General features: G+C 65.6%; 19 protein-coding genes, 2 tRNA genes and 2 pseudogenes. 16 read left to right on the top strand and 7 right to left on the bottom strand.

All coding sequences use genetic code 11. The features are described from left to right. Positions 1-6 precede the first annotated feature (6 nt). From L0C59_RS01440 to L0C59_RS01410, 7 genes are all read left to right on the top strand, one after another. Positions 7-1,197: an ABC transporter substrate-binding protein gene (locus tag L0C59_RS01440; protein WP_243089376.1), complete on the top strand. Its 1,191-nt coding sequence runs from the start codon at positions 7-9 to the stop codon at positions 1,195-1,197. 45 nt (positions 1,198-1,242) lie between these two features. Next, the gene (locus tag L0C59_RS01435) at positions 1,243-2,439 is read left to right on the top strand and encodes an ABC transporter substrate-binding protein (protein ID WP_243089375.1); all 1,197 of its coding nucleotides are present in this window, start codon (positions 1,243-1,245) and stop codon (positions 2,437-2,439) included. 29 nt (positions 2,440-2,468) lie between these two features. Continuing rightward, positions 2,469-3,236, top strand: coding sequence for a sugar phosphate isomerase/epimerase family protein (locus L0C59_RS01430; protein WP_243089374.1), 768 nt, complete (start codon positions 2,469-2,471; stop codon positions 3,234-3,236). A gap of 95 nt (positions 3,237-3,331) precedes the next feature. Beyond that, on the top strand, positions 3,332-4,057 hold the full coding sequence (locus L0C59_RS01425; protein WP_243089373.1) for a c-type cytochrome: 726 nt from the start codon (positions 3,332-3,334) through the stop codon (positions 4,055-4,057). Positions 4,058-4,067: 10 nt separating this feature from the next. Continuing rightward, entirely contained in the window at positions 4,068-4,550 is a 483-nt protein-coding gene (locus L0C59_RS01420; RefSeq protein WP_243089372.1) for a DUF1129 domain-containing protein, read from the top strand. A gap of 10 nt (positions 4,551-4,560) precedes the next feature. After that, a complete protein-coding gene (locus L0C59_RS01415; RefSeq protein ID WP_243089371.1) occupies positions 4,561-5,190 on the top strand; it encodes a QcrA and Rieske domain-containing protein in 630 nt (209 codons plus the stop codon). Positions 5,191-5,199: 9 nt separating this feature from the next. Next, positions 5,200-6,462, top strand: coding sequence for a cytochrome b (locus L0C59_RS01410; RefSeq protein ID WP_243089370.1), 1,263 nt, complete (start codon positions 5,200-5,202; stop codon positions 6,460-6,462). A 57-nt stretch (positions 6,463-6,519) separates the two neighbouring features. Here the strand turns inward: L0C59_RS01410 and L0C59_RS01405 are convergent, their stop codons facing one another. Beyond that, a complete protein-coding gene (locus L0C59_RS01405; protein WP_243089369.1) occupies positions 6,520-8,139 on the bottom strand; it encodes a 30S ribosomal protein S1 in 1,620 nt (539 codons plus the stop codon). 198 nt (positions 8,140-8,337) lie between these two features. Here L0C59_RS01405 and L0C59_RS01400 point away from each other — a divergent pair, with 198 nt between their 5' ends. Genes L0C59_RS01400 through L0C59_RS01380 form a run of 5 tightly spaced genes read left to right on the top strand, consistent with a single transcriptional unit; the run spans position 8,338 to position 10,901 of the window. Next, complete coding sequence (locus L0C59_RS01400; protein ID WP_243089368.1) at positions 8,338-9,453, top strand: M20 family metallopeptidase; 1,116 nt, start codon at positions 8,338-8,340, stop codon at positions 9,451-9,453. Next, a complete protein-coding gene (locus L0C59_RS01395) occupies positions 9,450-9,926 on the top strand; it encodes a YbaK/EbsC family protein (RefSeq protein ID WP_243089367.1) in 477 nt (158 codons plus the stop codon). The genes L0C59_RS01400 and L0C59_RS01395 overlap by 4 nt, the downstream gene beginning before the upstream one ends. Before the next feature lies 1 nt (position 9,927). Next, positions 9,928-10,206, top strand: coding sequence for a hypothetical protein (locus tag L0C59_RS01390; RefSeq protein WP_243089366.1), 279 nt, complete (start codon positions 9,928-9,930; stop codon positions 10,204-10,206). Between the two features lie 9 nt (positions 10,207-10,215). Beyond that, complete coding sequence (locus L0C59_RS01385; RefSeq protein WP_243089365.1) at positions 10,216-10,500, top strand: hypothetical protein; 285 nt, start codon at positions 10,216-10,218, stop codon at positions 10,498-10,500. A 2-nt stretch (positions 10,501-10,502) separates the two neighbouring features. Next, on the top strand, positions 10,503-10,901 hold the full coding sequence (locus L0C59_RS01380) for a hypothetical protein (RefSeq protein WP_243089364.1): 399 nt from the start codon (positions 10,503-10,505) through the stop codon (positions 10,899-10,901). A gap of 43 nt (positions 10,902-10,944) precedes the next feature. Here L0C59_RS01380 and L0C59_RS01375 read toward each other — a convergent pair whose 3' ends face one another. Next, positions 10,945-12,303, bottom strand: a complete 1,359-nt coding sequence (locus L0C59_RS01375) for an alanine/glycine:cation symporter family protein (protein WP_243089363.1) — start codon at positions 12,301-12,303, stop codon at positions 10,945-10,947. A 2-nt stretch (positions 12,304-12,305) separates the two neighbouring features. After that, positions 12,306-13,118, bottom strand: a complete 813-nt coding sequence (locus tag L0C59_RS01370) for a DUF4388 domain-containing protein (protein ID WP_279232434.1) — start codon at positions 13,116-13,118, stop codon at positions 12,306-12,308. A gap of 94 nt (positions 13,119-13,212) precedes the next feature. Here L0C59_RS01370 and L0C59_RS01365 point away from each other — a divergent pair, with 94 nt between their 5' ends. Next, positions 13,213-13,908 (top strand): alpha/beta hydrolase, encoded by a 696-nt coding sequence (locus tag L0C59_RS01365; protein ID WP_243089361.1) that lies wholly within the window; start codon positions 13,213-13,215, stop codon positions 13,906-13,908. 13 nt (positions 13,909-13,921) lie between these two features. Further along, entirely contained in the window at positions 13,922-14,668 is a 747-nt protein-coding gene (locus L0C59_RS01360; protein ID WP_243089360.1) for a ZIP family metal transporter, read from the top strand. Here L0C59_RS01360 and L0C59_RS01355 read toward each other — a convergent pair. From L0C59_RS01355 to L0C59_RS01340, 4 genes are all read right to left on the bottom strand, one after another. Continuing rightward, positions 14,621-14,968, bottom strand: a complete 348-nt coding sequence (locus L0C59_RS01355; protein ID WP_243089359.1) for a DNA/RNA nuclease SfsA — start codon at positions 14,966-14,968, stop codon at positions 14,621-14,623. The genes L0C59_RS01360 and L0C59_RS01355 overlap by 48 nt on opposite strands. A 60-nt stretch (positions 14,969-15,028) precedes the next feature. Continuing rightward, complete coding sequence (locus tag L0C59_RS01350) at positions 15,029-15,331, bottom strand: PDDEXK family nuclease (protein ID WP_243089358.1); 303 nt, start codon at positions 15,329-15,331, stop codon at positions 15,029-15,031. A 36-nt stretch (positions 15,332-15,367) separates the two neighbouring features. Further along, a tRNA-Ser gene (locus tag L0C59_RS01345) sits at positions 15,368-15,460 on the bottom strand. Positions 15,461-15,468: 8 nt separating this feature from the next. Then, positions 15,469-15,559: transfer RNA gene (locus tag L0C59_RS01340), tRNA-Ser, on the bottom strand. A 72-nt stretch (positions 15,560-15,631) separates the two neighbouring features. On the opposite strand from L0C59_RS01340, the pseudogene L0C59_RS11185 reads away from it, so the two are divergent. Together L0C59_RS11185 and L0C59_RS01330 are read left to right on the top strand one after the other, a co-directional pair. After that, positions 15,632-16,026 (top strand): annotated as a pseudogene (locus tag L0C59_RS11185) (HEPN domain-containing protein). Positions 16,027-16,115: 89 nt separating this feature from the next. Further along, positions 16,116-16,193: pseudogene (locus L0C59_RS01330) on the top strand (hypothetical protein); the annotation flags it as partial. Positions 16,194-16,195: the final 2 nt, after the last annotated feature.

The following is a 16,195-nucleotide window of genomic DNA, read 5'->3' as shown; positions in this document are numbered from 1 at the left end:
TAGGGGATGAGGCGGTTTTTATCCCTTCCCCTGATCCTGGCCACCCTGGCCCAAGCCCAGGTGGTCATCCCCTTCTGGCACACGGCAGGCCCCCCAGGGAATAGCGTCCTGGAGGAGGCGATAAGGAGCTTCCACGAGTCCCAGCGCACCTACCGCCTCGAGGCCCGCTACGTGGGGGACTACCGGGAAGCGGGGGTGAAGCTCCTGGCCGCCTTGCGCTCGGGAGGTGCCCCGGTCCTTTTCCACGGGGAGCTTTCCTTCCTCCCCCGCCTGGCCCAGGAAGGGGCGGCTTTAGCCCTGAACCCCTACCTGCAAAACCTGCCCAAGGACCTGTACCCGGAGATGATGCGAACCACCCAGGTTCGGGGTCAGGCCTATGGCCTTCCTTTGGGGCTATCCGTGCCCGTCCTCTACTACAACAAAGATGCCTTCCGCGCCCGGGGCCTTAGGCCCCCCAGGACCTGGGCCGAGGTGGAGGAGGCCGCCGGCAGGCTCACCAGCCGCACCAGCAAGGGCCTCGTGGTCTCCACCGACATCTGGAGCTTCAACGCCCTCGTCATGAGCCTGGGGGGAAGCCTGGTCAAGGACGGGCTCCCCGCCTTCACCTCCAAGGAGGTGGTGGAGGCTTTGGAGATGCTTTACCGGATGGTGCAGAAGGGGCACGCCCAGGCCAGAAACCTGGCCGAGGCCCAGTTCGCCGTGGCCGATTTCCTGCGCACCAAGGCCTTCATGGGCATCGGGCCCACCACCGCCTTGCCGGTGGTCCTCTCCCAAACCTCCCTGCCCTTTGGCGTGGGCATGGCCCCCCTGCCCAGACGGGAAGGGGGCGCGGTACCCCTTTCCGGGGCGGCCTTGGCGGTGCTCAAGGGGGCAAGCCCCGAGCAGGCCCGGGGGGCGGTGGCCTTCTGGCTCCACTTCCTGGATCCCCGGCGGCAAGCGGAGTGGGTGCGGACCACCTGGTACCTGCCCTTGCGGAAAGAGGCGGAAAAGGAGCTTGGCGACTTCCTGAAAGACCCCGAAAGGCAGGCGGTCTTCGCCCAGGCGGAGGCGGGGCGCCCGTGGAGCCAGGGCCCAGAGCTGGTGGTCTGGTACGGCTACCTGGAAGAGGCCCTGGAACGTAGCCTAAAGCAGGGGGTGAGGCCCCAGGTGGCCCTCGAGGAGGCCCAGAAAAAAGCCCTGGCGGTGGAGAGGCGGTAGGGCAGCTGACTCCCTTCTGACGGGGAGGATGGTAAAATCCCCGCCATGAAAAAGTTCGTGGCCCTGGTCCTCCTCTTCCTTCCCGCCTTGGCCCAGGTGGAGGTCTCCTTCTGGCATTCCATGGATGGCCCCGCGGGGCGGCTTCTTGCCACCTTCGCCCAGGAGTTCAACGGCCGCCAGGGGCTCTACCGGGTGGTGCCCCAGTACGTGGGGGACTACCGGGATGCCGAGACCAAGCTGGTGGCCGCCTTGCGCACAGGAGGCCAGCCCGTGCTTTTCCAGGCGGAGATCAGCTTCTTCCCCCGGCTGGTGGGGGAAGGCCGGGCCCTGGCCCTGGATGGCTACCTGAACCTGGAGCGGGCCTTCCTGGAGGATCTCTTTGAGCCGGCCTGGAACTACGGGGTCATGGAGGGGAGGCGTTACGGCCTTCCCCTAAACACCTCCACCCCCGTTCTCTTCTACAACCTGGACGTTTTCCGGGCCAAGGGGCTCAAGGCCCCAAGGAACTGGAAGGAGTTTGAGGAGGTGGCCAAGGCCCTCACCTCCCGCCAGGCCAAGGGCTTCATCTTCGTCACCGACCCCCAGGCCTGGCTCTTTGAGGCCATGGTGACCAGCCGGGGCGGGAACCTGGTGAAGGAGGGCAAACCCAGCTTCACCTCCAAGGAGGCCCTCGAGGCCCTGGAGATGCTCTGGCGCCTAAACCGCGCCGGAGCCCTTTCCGCCCGGAGCATGGCCGAGGCCACCTTCGCCCAGCTGGACTTCGTGCGCACCAAGGGGATGATGGTCATGGCCTCCATCGCCAACTGGCCCGCTGCGGAAAACTTCTCCTTCGCCTTCACCCTGGGGGTGGCCCCGGTGCCCCGGGAACCCGGGGGCAAGGTACCCCTGGGCGGGGCCCAGCTGGTGGTGCTCAAGGGTGCCTCCGAGGCCCAGGTGCGGGGCGCCTTGGAGTTTTGGCGGTATCTGATGGAGCCCGAGAACGTGGCCCGGTGGGTCCAGGCCAGCTACTACGTGCCCGTGCGCAAGGCGGCCATCCCCCTTTTGGAGGGCTTCTACCGGGAAAACCCCTTCCGCAAGGTGGCCTTTGAGCAGATCGCCTACGCCCAAGAGCGCCCTCGCACTCCCCAGTTCTCCGCCTGGGCCAGCCTCCTGGCAGAAGCCTTGGAAAAGGCCCTAAAGGGCGGGGTTCCTCCCCAGAAGGCCCTGGAGGAGGCCCAGCGGAAGGCTGAGGCCATCCGGTAGCCGTCCGCAAAAAGCCTAAAATGGCAGGGATGCGGCTAGGTTTCAGTCCCTTCAATGCGGAGATGGGCTACGAGGAAGCCTTCCGCCTGGCGGCGGAGCTGGGCCTGGACCTCGATGTTCCCTACGACCTGCACGAGGTCCTACCCCTTCCTGACCCCAAAAGCCTGCGGGCCACGGGGGAAGCCTTGGGGATAGGGTTCACCCTGCACCTCCCCTTCGTGGAGATGAACCCGGCCAGCCTCATCCCCAGCGTCCGCGCCTTGGCCGAGGAGCGCCTCAAGCGGGCCCTGGAGTTCGGCGAGGCCCTGGGAGCCAGGGTGGGCGTGCTCCACACCGGCCAGGTACCCGTGCGCCACCCCATGGCCTTAAGCCTGGCCCGGGAGGCCTTGGAAAAGACCCTCTCCGCCCTCCTTCCCCTTCCCTTCCCCGTGGCTTTGGAAAACCTGGCCCTTTCCCAGGAGGACCTCCTCCGGGGTCCGGAGGAGCTAAAGGCCCTCCTGGACCGCTTCCCCCAGTACGGCTTCTGCTTGGATGTGGGCCACGCCCTGGTGGAGCTGGGTCCCTTAGGCCCCTTCCTCTACTGGGAGGCCCTGGGAGAACGCCTCATCCACCTCCACCTCCACGACAACCACGCCCAGAGGGACGACCACCTGCCCGTGGGCACGGGAGCCGTGCCCTGGGAGAGGCTGGCCTCCCGACTAAGGGGCTTCCCCGCCACCGCAGCCCTCGAGGTGGGTGGAGGCATCCAAGGGGTGCACCAAAGCCTTTCCCGCCTGCAGGCCCTCCTCGCCTCCTGAGCCTTCCTTTCATAAGTGGGGACATCTGTCCTTGCCGGGGTACGCTTATAGTAGTGGGGTGGGGGTTTGTACCCCCTTTCACAAAGGGAGGCAGAATGGTCGTAGACCGGATTGAGGTGTACCTGGACGGGGCCAGCGAGCCCCTGGCGGTTTTGAAGGAGCCCCCCTATCGGCTAAACCTGGACACCCGAAGGATCCCGGATGGGGAGCATGTCCTGCGGGTGGTGACCCACTTCCGCGGCGGAGGCCAGGAGGTCCGGGAAATCCCCTTCACCGTCAACAACTACCCGGACGTCATGGTCCTGGGCCTAGACGAGGGAGGCGAGGTGGCAGGGAACCTGGAGCTCCGCCTGGCCGTGGGGGAACCCGAGCTCCCCGTGGAACCCGTGCGCTTCAACCCCATCTGGTACGTGGTGGCCTCGGTGATCGTGCTGGGGGGCGTCTGGGCCTACTTCGCCCTCTCCCCCACGGCGGAGAAGGTAGCAGCCCAGCTGGCCCCCCCAGCCCAGGAGGCCCAGGCTCCCAAGGAAGGCTCTGGCCAGGCCGCCAACGTGGACCAGGCCCTTATGGAAAAGGGCAAGTCCATCTACGAGGCCAGTTGTGCCGCTTGCCACGGGGCTAATGGTCAGGGCATACCCCCAGCCATGCCTGCCCTAGCGGGCAACCCCAATCTAAAGGACGCCCAGATGATTCTGGGCATCGTTAAAAACGGCCGTGGGGCCATGCCGGCGGTGGGTGCCGCCCTCTCGGATGAGGAGCTCAAGGCCGTGGCCACCTACATCCGCAACAGCTTCGGCAACGCCTTCGGCCCGGTGGAGTAAGGAGGGTTGGATGTACCGGAACGATCCCATCGTGCCCACCTTCGCCCTCATCCTGGCCGTAGGCCTCTTCTACATGGCCTACCTGGATGGTCTCCACATCGCCCGCCTCTTGGGCCACAGCCCAGAGGAACTCTCCGTGGGCCAGATCGGTCTGATGGCCTTCGGCGCCGTATTCCTCCTCTACGGCCTCATCGGCCTGGTGTCCTACTGGCTGGAGGGAGTAGAGCTCCGCCCCGGCCGGCATTTCCCCGCACCCTCCACGGCTCCTGTGGCGGTGGGGGTAATCCTGGTTCTCCTCCTCACCGCCCTTTCCGGTTTCTTCGTGCGCCTCATCGTTTACTCCGCCCAGACCGGGCACAACCCCACCTGGCTCCAGGGCCTGGTCTTCGGGGCCATCAGCCTGGTGGTGGCCGCCCTCTTCGGCATTTACAAGAAGTACTTCGGCCGGGACGAGGTGGTCACCGAGGAGGAGAAGAGCCACTTCCCCTGGTAAGAGGTGAAGCATGGACGAACGCGAGATTCGCTTGCAAAGATCCCGCAGGCGGCTTTTTCTGCAGACCGCCATCGGCACAGGAATCGGCCTCTCCCTGGTTTCCGCCTTCTACGTGGGGGCGAGCCTACGCCCCAAGGCCGAGGTCACCCCGGAGAAGGAGCCCTTGAAGCCGGGGGATATCCTGGTCTATGCCCAGGGTGGGGGGGAGCCCAAGCCCATCCGCCTCGAGGAGCTCAAGCCCGGCGACCCCTTCGTCCTGGCCTACCCCATGGACCCCAAGACCAAGGTGGTGAAGGGTGGCGAGGCCAAGAACACCGTTTTGGTGGTCCGTTACGACCCGGCTGAGCTTTCCCCAGAGGTGGCCCAGCACGGGGTGGAAGGGGTTGTGGCCTTTTCCGCCGTCTGCACCCACCTGGGGTGCATCGTGAGCCAGTGGGTGGGGGATAAGAAGGCGGGCCTTTGCCCCTGCCACGGAGGGATCTTTGACTTCGCCCACGGGGCCAGGATCATCGCCGGCCCCCCGCCCAGGCCCGTGCCCCAGCTTCCCCTTAAGGTGGAAGAAGGCGTCCTGGTGGCGGCCGGGGAGTTCCTGGGCGAGGTGGGGGTGAAGGCGGAAGCGGGCTTCTGCCGCCATGTCTAGGAGGGAAGCATGTACAAATGGCTTGACGAACGCCTTGACCTCACAGGCCTTTACCAGAAGGTCCTGCGCAAGGCCTTCCCGGTACACCACTCCTTCTTCCTGGGCGAGATCACCCTCTTCGCCTTCATCGTCCTGGTGCTCACCGGCATCTTCCTCACCTTGAACTTCGAGCCCTCTATCCGGGAGGTGAAGCTCCCCGACGGCCGCACCGTGCCCGCGGCTTACGCCAGCGTCCTCTACATCGACAGCCTTCCCTTCGGGGCGGTGATCCGCAGCCTCCACCACTGGTCGGCCCATGTGATGATCGCCGCCGCCTTCTTGCACATGCTCCGCATCCTCCTTTCCGGGGCCTACAAGAAGCCCCGGGAGCTCAACTACCTGGTGGGCCTGGCCCTTCTGGGCCTGGCGGTAGTCACCGCCTTCACCGGCTACGCCCTGCCCTACGACAACTACGCGGTCACCGCCACCCGCATCGGCTACGGCATCGCCGCCTCCATCCCCTGGGTAGGGTCCACCCTAGCCCAGGTGATGTTCGGGGGGGAGTTCCCGGGCTCAGAGAAGGCCATCCCCAGGCTCTATAGCCTCCACGTCCTCTGGCTTCCCCTCCTCCTCATGGCCCTCATCGGGGTGCACATGGCCATCATGATGAAGCAGAAGCACACCCAGCCCCGGTATGCGGAAAGGGTGGCCCCTGGGAGGATTCTCGGCGTGCCCATGTACCCCCAGCAGCTGGTGATGATGGGCATCCTCTTTGCCCTGTACGTGGGCATCATGACCATGATCGCCGGGGCCTTCCTGGCCCACCCCATCGAGGCCTTCGGCCCTCCCACCCCCAACACCCCGGCGGTCAAGCCCGACTGGTACTTCCTCTGGATCTACGGCATCCTGCAGCTGATCCCCTCCAGCTGGGAGTTCCACCTCTTCGGGGCCACCATAGGACCGGAGTTCATCGGGGGGGCAATAATCCCAGGAATCCTGGCCGTGGTGGGCCTCCTTTTGCCCTTCCTGGACACCCGCAGGGACAAGATGCGCTACATGGAGCTTCCCTCGGAGCACCCGGTGCGCACCAGCGTGATCCTGGCCCTTTTGGTCTTCTTCCTCATGACCACCCTGGCCGGCTACAAGATCGACTTCCAGCAACAAGGTTCCATCCTGGGGAGCAACGCCGTGCTCTGGAGCCTGGTCCTGGGCGGTCCCTTGCTCACCTATATTGTCTCCTACACCCTGCTCCGCATCTTTTACGGGAAGGAGGAAGCCCCCAAAAGGGCCTAGATCCGGCTAGAAAAAGGGCCCCCGCCACAGGCGGGGGCCCTAGCCTTCCCCTACGGCCTAAGAGGACTTTTCCTCCTCGAGGCCCAGGCTCGCCAATAGGTCGCCGTAGAGGTCACCCAGCTTCACGCTGGCGCTTGCCGTGGGCACCGCGGAGGCATCGTAGAGGTTGTACTCGGCCACGGCCCCGTACTCGTATTCCCGGCGCTCTTCGCGGCGAGAAGCGGGCTTTCTCTTGCCCCGGGCCTCCTTGCCCTTGGCCCGGCGGGGCCGCTCCTCCTCGGCCTTGGGAGGAGGCGGGGGCAGAAGGCGCTTGCGGGAGAGGGAGATCCTCTGCTCCACAGGATCGATGTTGAGGACCACCACCTCCATCTCCTCCCCCTTCTTGAAGAGGGCGGCGGGGTTTTCGATGCGCCCGTGGTCCAGCTCGGAAATGTGGACCAGCCCCTCCATGCCGGGCTCCAGCTCCACGAAGACCCCAAAGTCGGTGATCCCGGTGATCCTGCCCTTGACCACGGTGCCCGGGGGGTACTTTTCGGTGAGGAGCTGCCAGGGATCGGGCTGGGTTTGCTTAAGACCCAAGGAGAGGCGGCGCTCGGCGGGATCCAGCCTCAAGACCACCACCTCCACCTCCTCCCCCTCCTTCACCACCTCAGAAGGGTGCTTGGGCCTTTTGGTCCAGGAAAGCTCGGAGATGTGGATGAGCCCCTCGAGGCCAGGCTCCACCTCCACGAAGGCCCCGAACTGGGTGAGGCCCACCACCTTGCCCCGAACCCGGCTCCCCACCGGGTACTTCTCGGCCACGGTGGTCCAGGGATCGGGGATCAGGGCCTTGATGGAGAGGTTGACCCGCTCCTTTTCGGGGTCCACGGAAACCACCTGGGCCCGCACCTTCTGCCCCTTGTGGATGACCTCCTTGGGGTGGTTAAACCGTCCCCAGGTGATCTCGGAACGGTGCACCAAGCCGTCCACGGGGCCCAGGTTCACAAAGGCCCCGAAGTCCGTGACGTCCACCACCGTCCCCTCCACCACCTGGCCGGGCTGGAGGCTTTGGAAAAAGGCCTCCTTGGCCCGCTTCTGCTCCTCTTCCAAAACCGCCCGACGGGAGAGGAGAACCCGCCCCTTCTTGCGGTTAAACTCGATGATCTTCACCAGGATCTGCTGGCCCACGTAGGCATCCAGGTTGGGGATACGCTTGAGGTCCAGCTGCGAGGCAGGGATGAAGGCGGACACGCCATCCAGGTCGGCCACCACGCCCCCCTTGACCTTTTCCTTTACGGTGACGGTCACCGGCTCGCCCTTCTCATAAAGCTCCCGGATGCGGTCCCAGTGCTCCGTGGCCTCCACCCGCTTGCGGGAAAGGAGGACCTGGCCCGTTTCAGGGTCCACCTTGATCACCTGGACCCGCACCTGGTCCCCAGGCTTCAAAAGAGCCCGTAGCTCCTCCTCGGGGAGGGACTTCTCCGTAAGCTCGTTAAAGGGAATGGTGCCTTCCGTCTTCGCGCCGATATCTACCGCCACACCCTCCGAGCCCACCAGGACCACCTTGCCCGTCAGGATCTGGCCCGGACGCACGCGCTTTTCCAAGCGGGCCTCGGTTTCCTGAAGGGCCTCCTCCATGCTGAAGGTCTGGCCTGGGGTCAAGTTGGCTTCGCTGACCTGGGTCGCCTTTTCTTCCATGCCGCCTCTTTCCTCCTTACGCGCCTTCCAGGGAAGGCGGGCGCATTTTGCGCACGTCCACACGAAAAGGAGGGGGAGAAGCCTCACTCCCCGCTTCCGTGTGAACCGGCCCCGAAGGGCATACCCTTCCTTTATACCACGGGGAGGCCACCTTGCCAAGAGGCACCAGGCCTCCTGGGCTTAGGTGATAATGGACTCATGGAAACCCTAGCCTGGATGCAGGCGAAGCTCCCGGAGTTTTTAAAGGACCTCGAGGCCTTCGTGCGCCGGGAATCCCCCTCCAGGGACCTAAAGGGCCTGGCGGAAGCGGCGGCCTTTCTGGAGGAGGCCTTCGGGCCCCTAAAGGGGCGGCTTTCCCGCAAGGACACCCCCTTGGGCCCCATCCTCCTCTTGAAGCGGGAGGGGGACGGGGCCCCGGTCCTGGTGCTCTGCCACTACGACACCGTCCACCCCAGGGGAAGCTTCCCCGCGCCCTTCCGCCTGGAAAGGGACCGGGCGGTGGGGCCTGGGGTCTACGACATGAAAGGGGGCATCGTGGGCTTGCTCTATGCCCTCCGCCACGCGGAGGCCACGGGAAGGAAGCTTCCCCCTTTGGAAATCCTCTTCACCCCCGACGAAGAGATCGGTTCCAAGGAAAGCCGGCCCCTCATCGAGGCCGCTGCCAGGAAGGCCAGGGCGGCCTTGGTCCTCGAGCCCCCCACCGCGGAAGGGGATCTAAAGGTGGCCCGAAAAGGGGTGGGGCTTTACCGCCTTAAGGCCCTGGGCAAGGCCGCCCACCAGGGGGTGGAGCCGGAAAAGGGGGTGAACGCCATCCTGGAGCTCGCCCACCAGATCCTGAGGGTGGCGGCCCTCGAGGACCGGGAAAAGGGGACCACCCTAGGCCCCAACGTGGTGGCGGGGGGCACGGTGAGCAACGTGGTGGCGGAGGAGGCCTGGGTGGAGATTGACCTCCGGGCCTGGACCCTGGAAGAGGCCAGGCGGGTGGAGGAAGGCCTTAAGAGCCTCACCCCCATCCTCCCGGGAGCCAGGCTGGAGCTTTCCGGTGGGTTAAACCGTCCCCCCATGGAGCCCACAGCGGAAAGCCTAGCCCTCTTTGAAAAGGCCCGGGCCATCGGCGAGGCCCTGGGCCTCTCCCTGCGCCCAGGGCGGGTGGGCGGGGGATCGGATGGAAACTTCACCGCCGCCTTGGGGGTGCCCACCCTGGACGGCCTCGGCCTTTTGGGCGGCGATGCCCACCAGAAGACCGAGTACGTGGTGGTCTCGGAAATCCCCAGGCGCGCCGCCCTTCTGGCCGAACTCCTCTATGCCCTATGAGCCTCTCCCCTTCCGCAAAAAAGGTGCAAAGGTTCTTGGAGGAAAAGGGGTTCGGCCACCTAAGGGTGGTGGAGCTTCCCACCTCCACCCGCACCGCCCAAGAGGCGGCAGAGGCCGTGGGGGCCGAGGTGGGTCAGATTGTGAAAAGCCTGGTCTTCCTGGGAGAAAAGGGGGCCTACCTCTTCCTGATGAGCGGGAGAAACCGCCTGAACCCCTCCAAGGCCCAAAGGGCCACGGGCGAAGCCGTGAGGCGGGCTACCCCAGAGGAGGTGCGCGCCCTAACCGGCTACGCCATCGGCGGGGTGCCCCCCGTGGGGCACGAAACCCCTCTTCCCGCCTTTTTGGATCAGGACCTCCTGGCCTACCCCCTGGTCTGGGCCGCAGGGGGTACCCCCAAGGCCCTCTTCTCCCTGAGCCCAAAGGAGCTCCTGGCCCTCACCGGGGCCCAGGTGGCGGACCTCAAGGAGGTCTAGCGTGTGGTTTTTCCGCACAGACCCCCACGTGAAGCCCGAAGGACCCTTGGCCTTCCGGGTGCGGGTGCGCACGAAAAGCGGCGAGGTGGTGGAGCTTAGGCTCTCCAAGAGCATGGAGATCAGCCCGGTGGAGGGAGGCTATTACGTGCGCAAGGAGATCGTGGCCCCCAAGAGCCTGGACCGGGCGGTTTTGGAGATCTGGTTTGACAGCCGCTACCGCCCCGTGCGCAAAAGCATTGAGGGGGGAGAGCTTATACCTATCCGGGAATGGAGGGGTTAAAATGGGGCCATGGAAAAACTCGCGTTGCTCCTGGGCCTTTTGGTCATGGTGTATAACGTCCTTTACGGCTTCCGGCTCAAGCGGGCCATCCCCGGAGGGGTCATGGGGGAAAGGGGCGGGCAGATGCTGGGGCTCATCGTCTTCTTCGCCTTGGCCTACCTGGTGGTCCTGATCCTCACCTGGAACGAACCCACAAGCCTCCTCCTCTTCCTCCTCTCCCTGATCCTCCTCCTGGGGGCGGTCTTTGTCTACATGGTCCTGCGCTTGGTGGACGCCATCGTGGCCTCCTTGTAGCCATGGTCTTCCGCCGCAATCCCAACCCTCCGGAAACCGACTGGAAGCCCACCCCCGAGGAGTGGCGGGTCTACACCCTCTGCGACGGCCAGCGCACCGAGGAGGAGGTGGTGCGGGAAAGTGGCCTTGGAGAAGAGGCCTACGTCATCCTGGCCGCCCTACTCAAGCGGGGCCTGATCCTGCCCGTGGAGGGCGTTAGGGAGCTTTGCCAGAAGCTGGTGGACCTCCTCAAAACCCGGCTTGGCCCCAGGGCGGGCCCCTTTGTGGCCCGCCTGGAGGGGTGCAGAAGCCGGGAGGCCCTCGAGGAGGAAGCCCTAAGGGTGGCCCTCAAGGTCAAGCTCACCCTGGACCGCAAAACGGGGGAGGAGCTGGAAGGGGCTATACGGGCCCTGTTCCGCTAGGCGGGGAAAGAAAGCCCAGCCCCTGGTGGACGTCCCCAGGCATCTATCCGCGGGGCGGTATCCAGGGCTCGCCCCGGAAGAAGCCGTACACCAGCCGGGCCACCACCGGCCCCAGGAGGAGGAGGCCCAGGAGATTGGGTATGGCCATGAGGCCGTTTAGGGTGTCGGAGATGGCTAAGAAGGCCTCGAGGCCTCCCAAAGGCCCCACGAAGGCCAAGACGGCAAAGGTGAGGCGGTAGGGCCAGCGGATTCCCTCGCCAAAGAGAAAGGCTGCCGCCTCCTCCCCGTAAAACCCCCAGGACACCATGGTTCCCAGGGCGAAAACCGCCACGGTGCCGGCCAGGATAAGCCCCCCCAGGGGGTGGGCCTGGAAGAGGGCGCTGGCGGCCTCGGCCGCGCTCCCTCCTCCCCGCCAAAGCCCCGAGGCGATGAAGGTGAGGGCGGTGAGGCTGGTCACCAGGAAGCTCACGAACATCTCCGTGACCCCCCAGAAGCCCTGGCGCACGGGATGGTCCACCTGGGCCTGGGCGTGGGCGATGGGGGCGGATCCCAAGCCCGCCTCGTTGGCAAAGATGCCCCGGCCAAGCCCGGCGTTGATGGCGGCGAAGAGGCTGTACCCTGCCGCTCCTCCCAAGGCGGCCTCCGGGCTGAAGGCCGCCTGGAAGACCAGGGCCAGGGCCTCTGGGATCTGGCCCCCATAGACCACCAGAAGGGGAACCACTGCCACCAGGAAAAGCAGGAGCTTCAAGGGCACCACCACCTGGGCGAAGCGGGCTACCCGCACAATGCCCCCGCCCAACACCACCCCCACCAGCAGGGCCAGGAAAAGCCCCACCAACGCTGGAGGCACCCCCAAAGGAGCCAGGGCGCCCCCCACCGCCCCGGCCTGGGAGAGGTTGCCGATGCCAAAGGCGGCCACGGCGGCGAAGAAGGCGAAGAGATACGCCAGAAAGCGGAGCCTGGGGAGACCCCGGTACAGGTAGTACATGGGTCCACCGGAAACCGAGCCATCGGCAAAACGGCGGCGGAAATGCACCGCTAAGGTGGCCTCGGCGAACTTGGTGCCCGTGCCGAAGAAGTAGCCCAGCCACATCCAAAAGACCGCCCCGGGCCCCCCGAGGAGCACCGCCGCCAGCATGCCCAAAAGGTGCCCGTTCCCCACCGTGGCGGAGAGGGCCACCATGGTGGCCTGGAAGGGGGTGATCTGCCCGCCGAAACCGTAGGCGCGCTCGCGGATGGCCCCCAGGGTTTCGCTGAAGGAAACCCGCATCATCCGCAAGGGGGCGCTGAACCAGCGGATCTGGAAGATGACCAGATACGCCCCCACCAGGAGGAAGACCAGCTTCATGGGAAAGCCGTATACGAACCGATTAAGATACTCGTTTAAGGCCAGGATATCCATGGCTATACCTCCGGCGCCACCTCCACCCTATCCCCCCGCCTGAGGCGGAGGCGCTTGATGTCCTCCTCCAAGAGGCCAAGCCGCCCCGGGATATTGGGCCTGGGCCGCACCTCCATCACCGCCTCGGGAGGCTTTAGGCGCAGGCGGAACCCATGGCGGATGGCCCGGGCCCACTCGGCGTAAAGGGCCTCGTCCACGTAGGCTACCCCGGACCCAGGACCGTAGATGGGAAGGACCAGAAGGGAAACGGGCGGTACCTCCACCAGGGGCACCGCCTCGAGGGCCCCCATCTGCAAAAGGGTGTGCAGGATGCGGGCCAAGCGCAACACCCCGGGGGCCAGGAGCACCTCCACGATGCGCTTACCCTCCACCTGGGCAAGAACCCGCAAGGCCTCGAGACCCAGTTCCACCGCACCCCCCTTGGCGGGCAGGCGCAGGACATACCCCCAGTCGGCGGGAAGCGCAAGCCCCCGCCACTGGGCCTCAGCCTCCGCCAGGCGGGCGGGCACCGCAAGCCCCCCAAGGAGGGTGGTGTGGGGGGGCGAGACCTCGGGCTCGAAGCGGTAGGGGGCCCGCCGGATCCCCGTGAGGAGGTCCAAGGCCTCCTCCCCCTCCAGGGCCTTTTCCCCCGAGCGCACCCGGGCGTGGGCCACCTGGCCGCTTCGCAAATAGACCTCTCCCTCCAGGTAAGGGGTGCGAACGAGAAGTCTTCCCGTGCGCCCGGTGCTCATCAAAGCCCCCACCAGAGCCGAGAAGGGGAACTCCGCAAGGTTGCCTTCAAGGTGGCCAGAAGGTTGACCAGGATGGCCCAGCATTCCCCCCTGTTTTACCATGCCGCCTCCCAAGCGTCCAGGCAGGGTATCCTGGGGCTTTGCCCGAAGGGCGAACCCCTTTGCGTAAGCTAGGGGCATGAACCTCCTCTTGCTCCACGGGTTTACCTCGCATCCGGTCCTCACCCTAGGTCCCTTGCCCCAGGTGTTGCGGGAGGCTGGGTTCCAGGTGAGCCAGCCGGCCCTTCCCGGCCACGGCACCCGCCCCGAGGACCTCCTTAAGGTGCGCTGGCAGGACTGGCTGGAAACAGCCCGGGCTGCCTACCGGGAACTGCCCGAGCCTCGAGGGGTGGTGGGGCTTTCCATGGGAGCCCTGCTTTCCGCGCACCTGGCGGCGGAAGCCCCCACCCAGGCCCTGGTGGCCCTGGCCCCCGCCTTAGCCCTAAAGCATCCCCTTGCCCCCCTGGCCCCCCTCCTCGCCTGGCTCATTCCCCGCTTCCCCGGCCCCGACTCCATCCAGGACCCCGAACTCAAGAGGTCAAACCCCAACTACCCCTACTTCCCCACCCGGGCTTTGCTCCAGCTTCTGGCCCTGATGCGGCGCACCCCGGAGGTCTTGCCCAGGGTGAAGGCCCACGCCCTGGTGGTGGAGGCGGGCCGGGACAAGGTGGTGGCTTCCGCTGGGGTGCGGGGCTACCACGCCCTTTTGGGTAGCCAAAGGAAGGACTACTTGGTCTTCCCCGAAAGCGGCCACGACCTGCTTCTGGACCAGGACCGGGAGGCGGTGGCCCTGGCGGTGCGGGACTGGCTTATTGCTAACAATAATCACTTGTAATAAGATGGAAGGCATGGAACCCACATCCATCTCTCCCTGGACCGTTTTCCTGTACGCCCTCCTCACCGCCATCGCCACCGGTCTAGGGGCCCTGCCCTTTCTCTCCACCCGCCGCATCCTGGCCCACCACCTGGGCCTGGCCAACGCCGCAGCCGCCGGCCTGATGCTCTCAGCCAGCTTCGGCCTCATCTACGAGGGGGTGCACTACCACCTGGGCCGCACCCTCTTGGGGGTGGTGCTGGGCCTTTTCTTCATCCAGCTTTCCCACCGCTTTCTCCACGGCCGGGAGGTGAGCTTCGGAAACCTGAACGGCCTGGATGCCCGCAAGGCCCTCATGATGGTGGGGATCATGACCCTGCACTCCTTTGCCGAGGGGATCGGCGTAGGGGTGGCCTTCGGGGGTGGGGAGGCTTTGGGGGTTTTCATCACCCTGGCCATCGCCGTGCACAACATCCCAGAGGGCTTGGCCATCAGCCTGGTCCTGATCCCCAGGGGGGTTAGCGTCCTGGGCGCTGCCCTTTGGAGCGTCTTCTCCAGCCTGCCCCAGCCCCTTATGGCCGTGCCCGCCTTCCTCTTCGTGGAGGTCTTCAAGCCCGCCCTCCCCGTGGGCCTGGGCTTCGCCGCCGGGGCCATGATCTGGATGGTGGCGGCAGAGATCCTCCCCGAAGCCTTGAGGGAAGCCAAGGCGGAAGGAGTGGCCACGGTGCTCACCCTAGCGGCCGCCCTGATGGTGGCCTTCCAGATTCTCCTGGGAGGGTAGCCAGATCCAGGGGAGCTGTTCCTCCAGGTGGAGGGCCTCGAGGGTCGGCCGCACCCGGTAGGCCAGGAGCTGTACCCCAGCCCGCTCCGCTTCCTGGGCTGCCCGGTGAAGAGCCCGGTCCTCAGGGTCTAGGGCGAAGGCCCGGGCCAGGGGATGCTGGACCATCCACACCGCATAGGCGAGGCCCCCACCCCGGGCGAAGTCCGCCAATAGGCTAAGGTGCCTAGCCCCGCGGAGGGTGGGGGCATCGGGAAAAAGGGCCAGGCCTCCCTCAACCCGGTTGCAGTTCTTGGCTTCCAATAAAGCCTCCTTACCCCCGATCCGGGCGGAGAAGTCCAGCCTCTCCCCTTCCAGGCGTACCTAATTCCTCAAATCCGCAAGGGAGCCGAAAACCCCCTCCTTCAAAAGGAGCTCCAGGAGGCGGTTGGCCAAGGAGGCATCCACCCCCACCAGCACACCCCGGCTTTCCAAAAGAAGAAGCCGCCCCACCGTCTTGGGGGTGACCCTGGGATGGTAAAAGCAAGGGCTTCCGGGTAGGAGGAGCTCCGCCATCCGCCCGGAGTTGGGAAGGTGCAAAGGACCCACATCCGACGCCACCAGGAAGCGGTTTTTCCGTTCCAGGAAGCGGCAGGGCTTTAGGGGAGGCAAGGGCAAGGCCAGCATGACCAAAACTTTAGCCCGGTCCAAGACCGGGCCCTGTGGCGGAGAGGGCGGGATTCGAACCCGCGGTACCGGTTTTCCCGGTACAACACCTTAGCAGGGTGCCGCCTTCGACCACTCGGCCACCTCTCCAAGCCTTCTGGCGGAGGGTGAGGGATTCGAACCCCCGGTGGGCTGGAGGCCCACAGCGGTTTTCAAGACCGCCGCCTTCAACCGCTCGGCCAACCCTCCAAGGTATGGCCGCAACCTTTACTATGCGGCAAGCGTCTCCGCTTGTCAATCGGAATGGGCTATACTGCCCTTGTGCAGCGAAGCCGGGACTTTATTCTTCAAGCCCGAAGGGACCTGGAACACGCCCGCTTCGCCTGGAAAAAGGGGTTTTACGGGTGGGCCACCTTCTCCGCCCAACAAGCAGCAGCGAAAGCGGTTAAGGCGGTTTTTCAGCACATGGGCGCCGTGGCCTGGGGGCATGCGGTGCTGGGGCTTTTGCAGGAGCTAACCCAGAAGCACCCGTAAGCGAGGCCCTACTAGATGGGGCCAGCGAGCTGGATAAGGCCTACATCCCCACCCGCTATCCCGATGCCCTCCCCGAAGGAGCCCCCTTTGAGCGGTACCGGCGCCCTGAGGCCGAAAGGCTTTTGCGCTATACCGAGGAAATCTATGCCTTCTGCCAGGGTCTTCTTCCCCCCATGGACTAAGGAGGAAATCCTAAGGCGCCTGAAGGAGGGGCTTAGGGTGCTAAGCCCTACGACAGGCCTACCTCTTCGGCTCCTGGGCCACGGGCCGGGCGCTACCGGGAAGCGACGTGGACCTTCTCCTCATCTACGAAGGCCCTCCTCCACCGCCTGGCGTGGAAGGCCTTTAAGG

It is taken from the genome of Thermus neutrinimicus (assembly GCF_022760955.1).
Classification (GTDB): Bacteria; Deinococcota; Deinococci; order Deinococcales; family Thermaceae; genus Thermus; species Thermus neutrinimicus.
The sequence above is the reverse complement of the archived record's forward strand: the minus strand, read 5'-3'. Positions and strand labels throughout refer to the sequence as shown.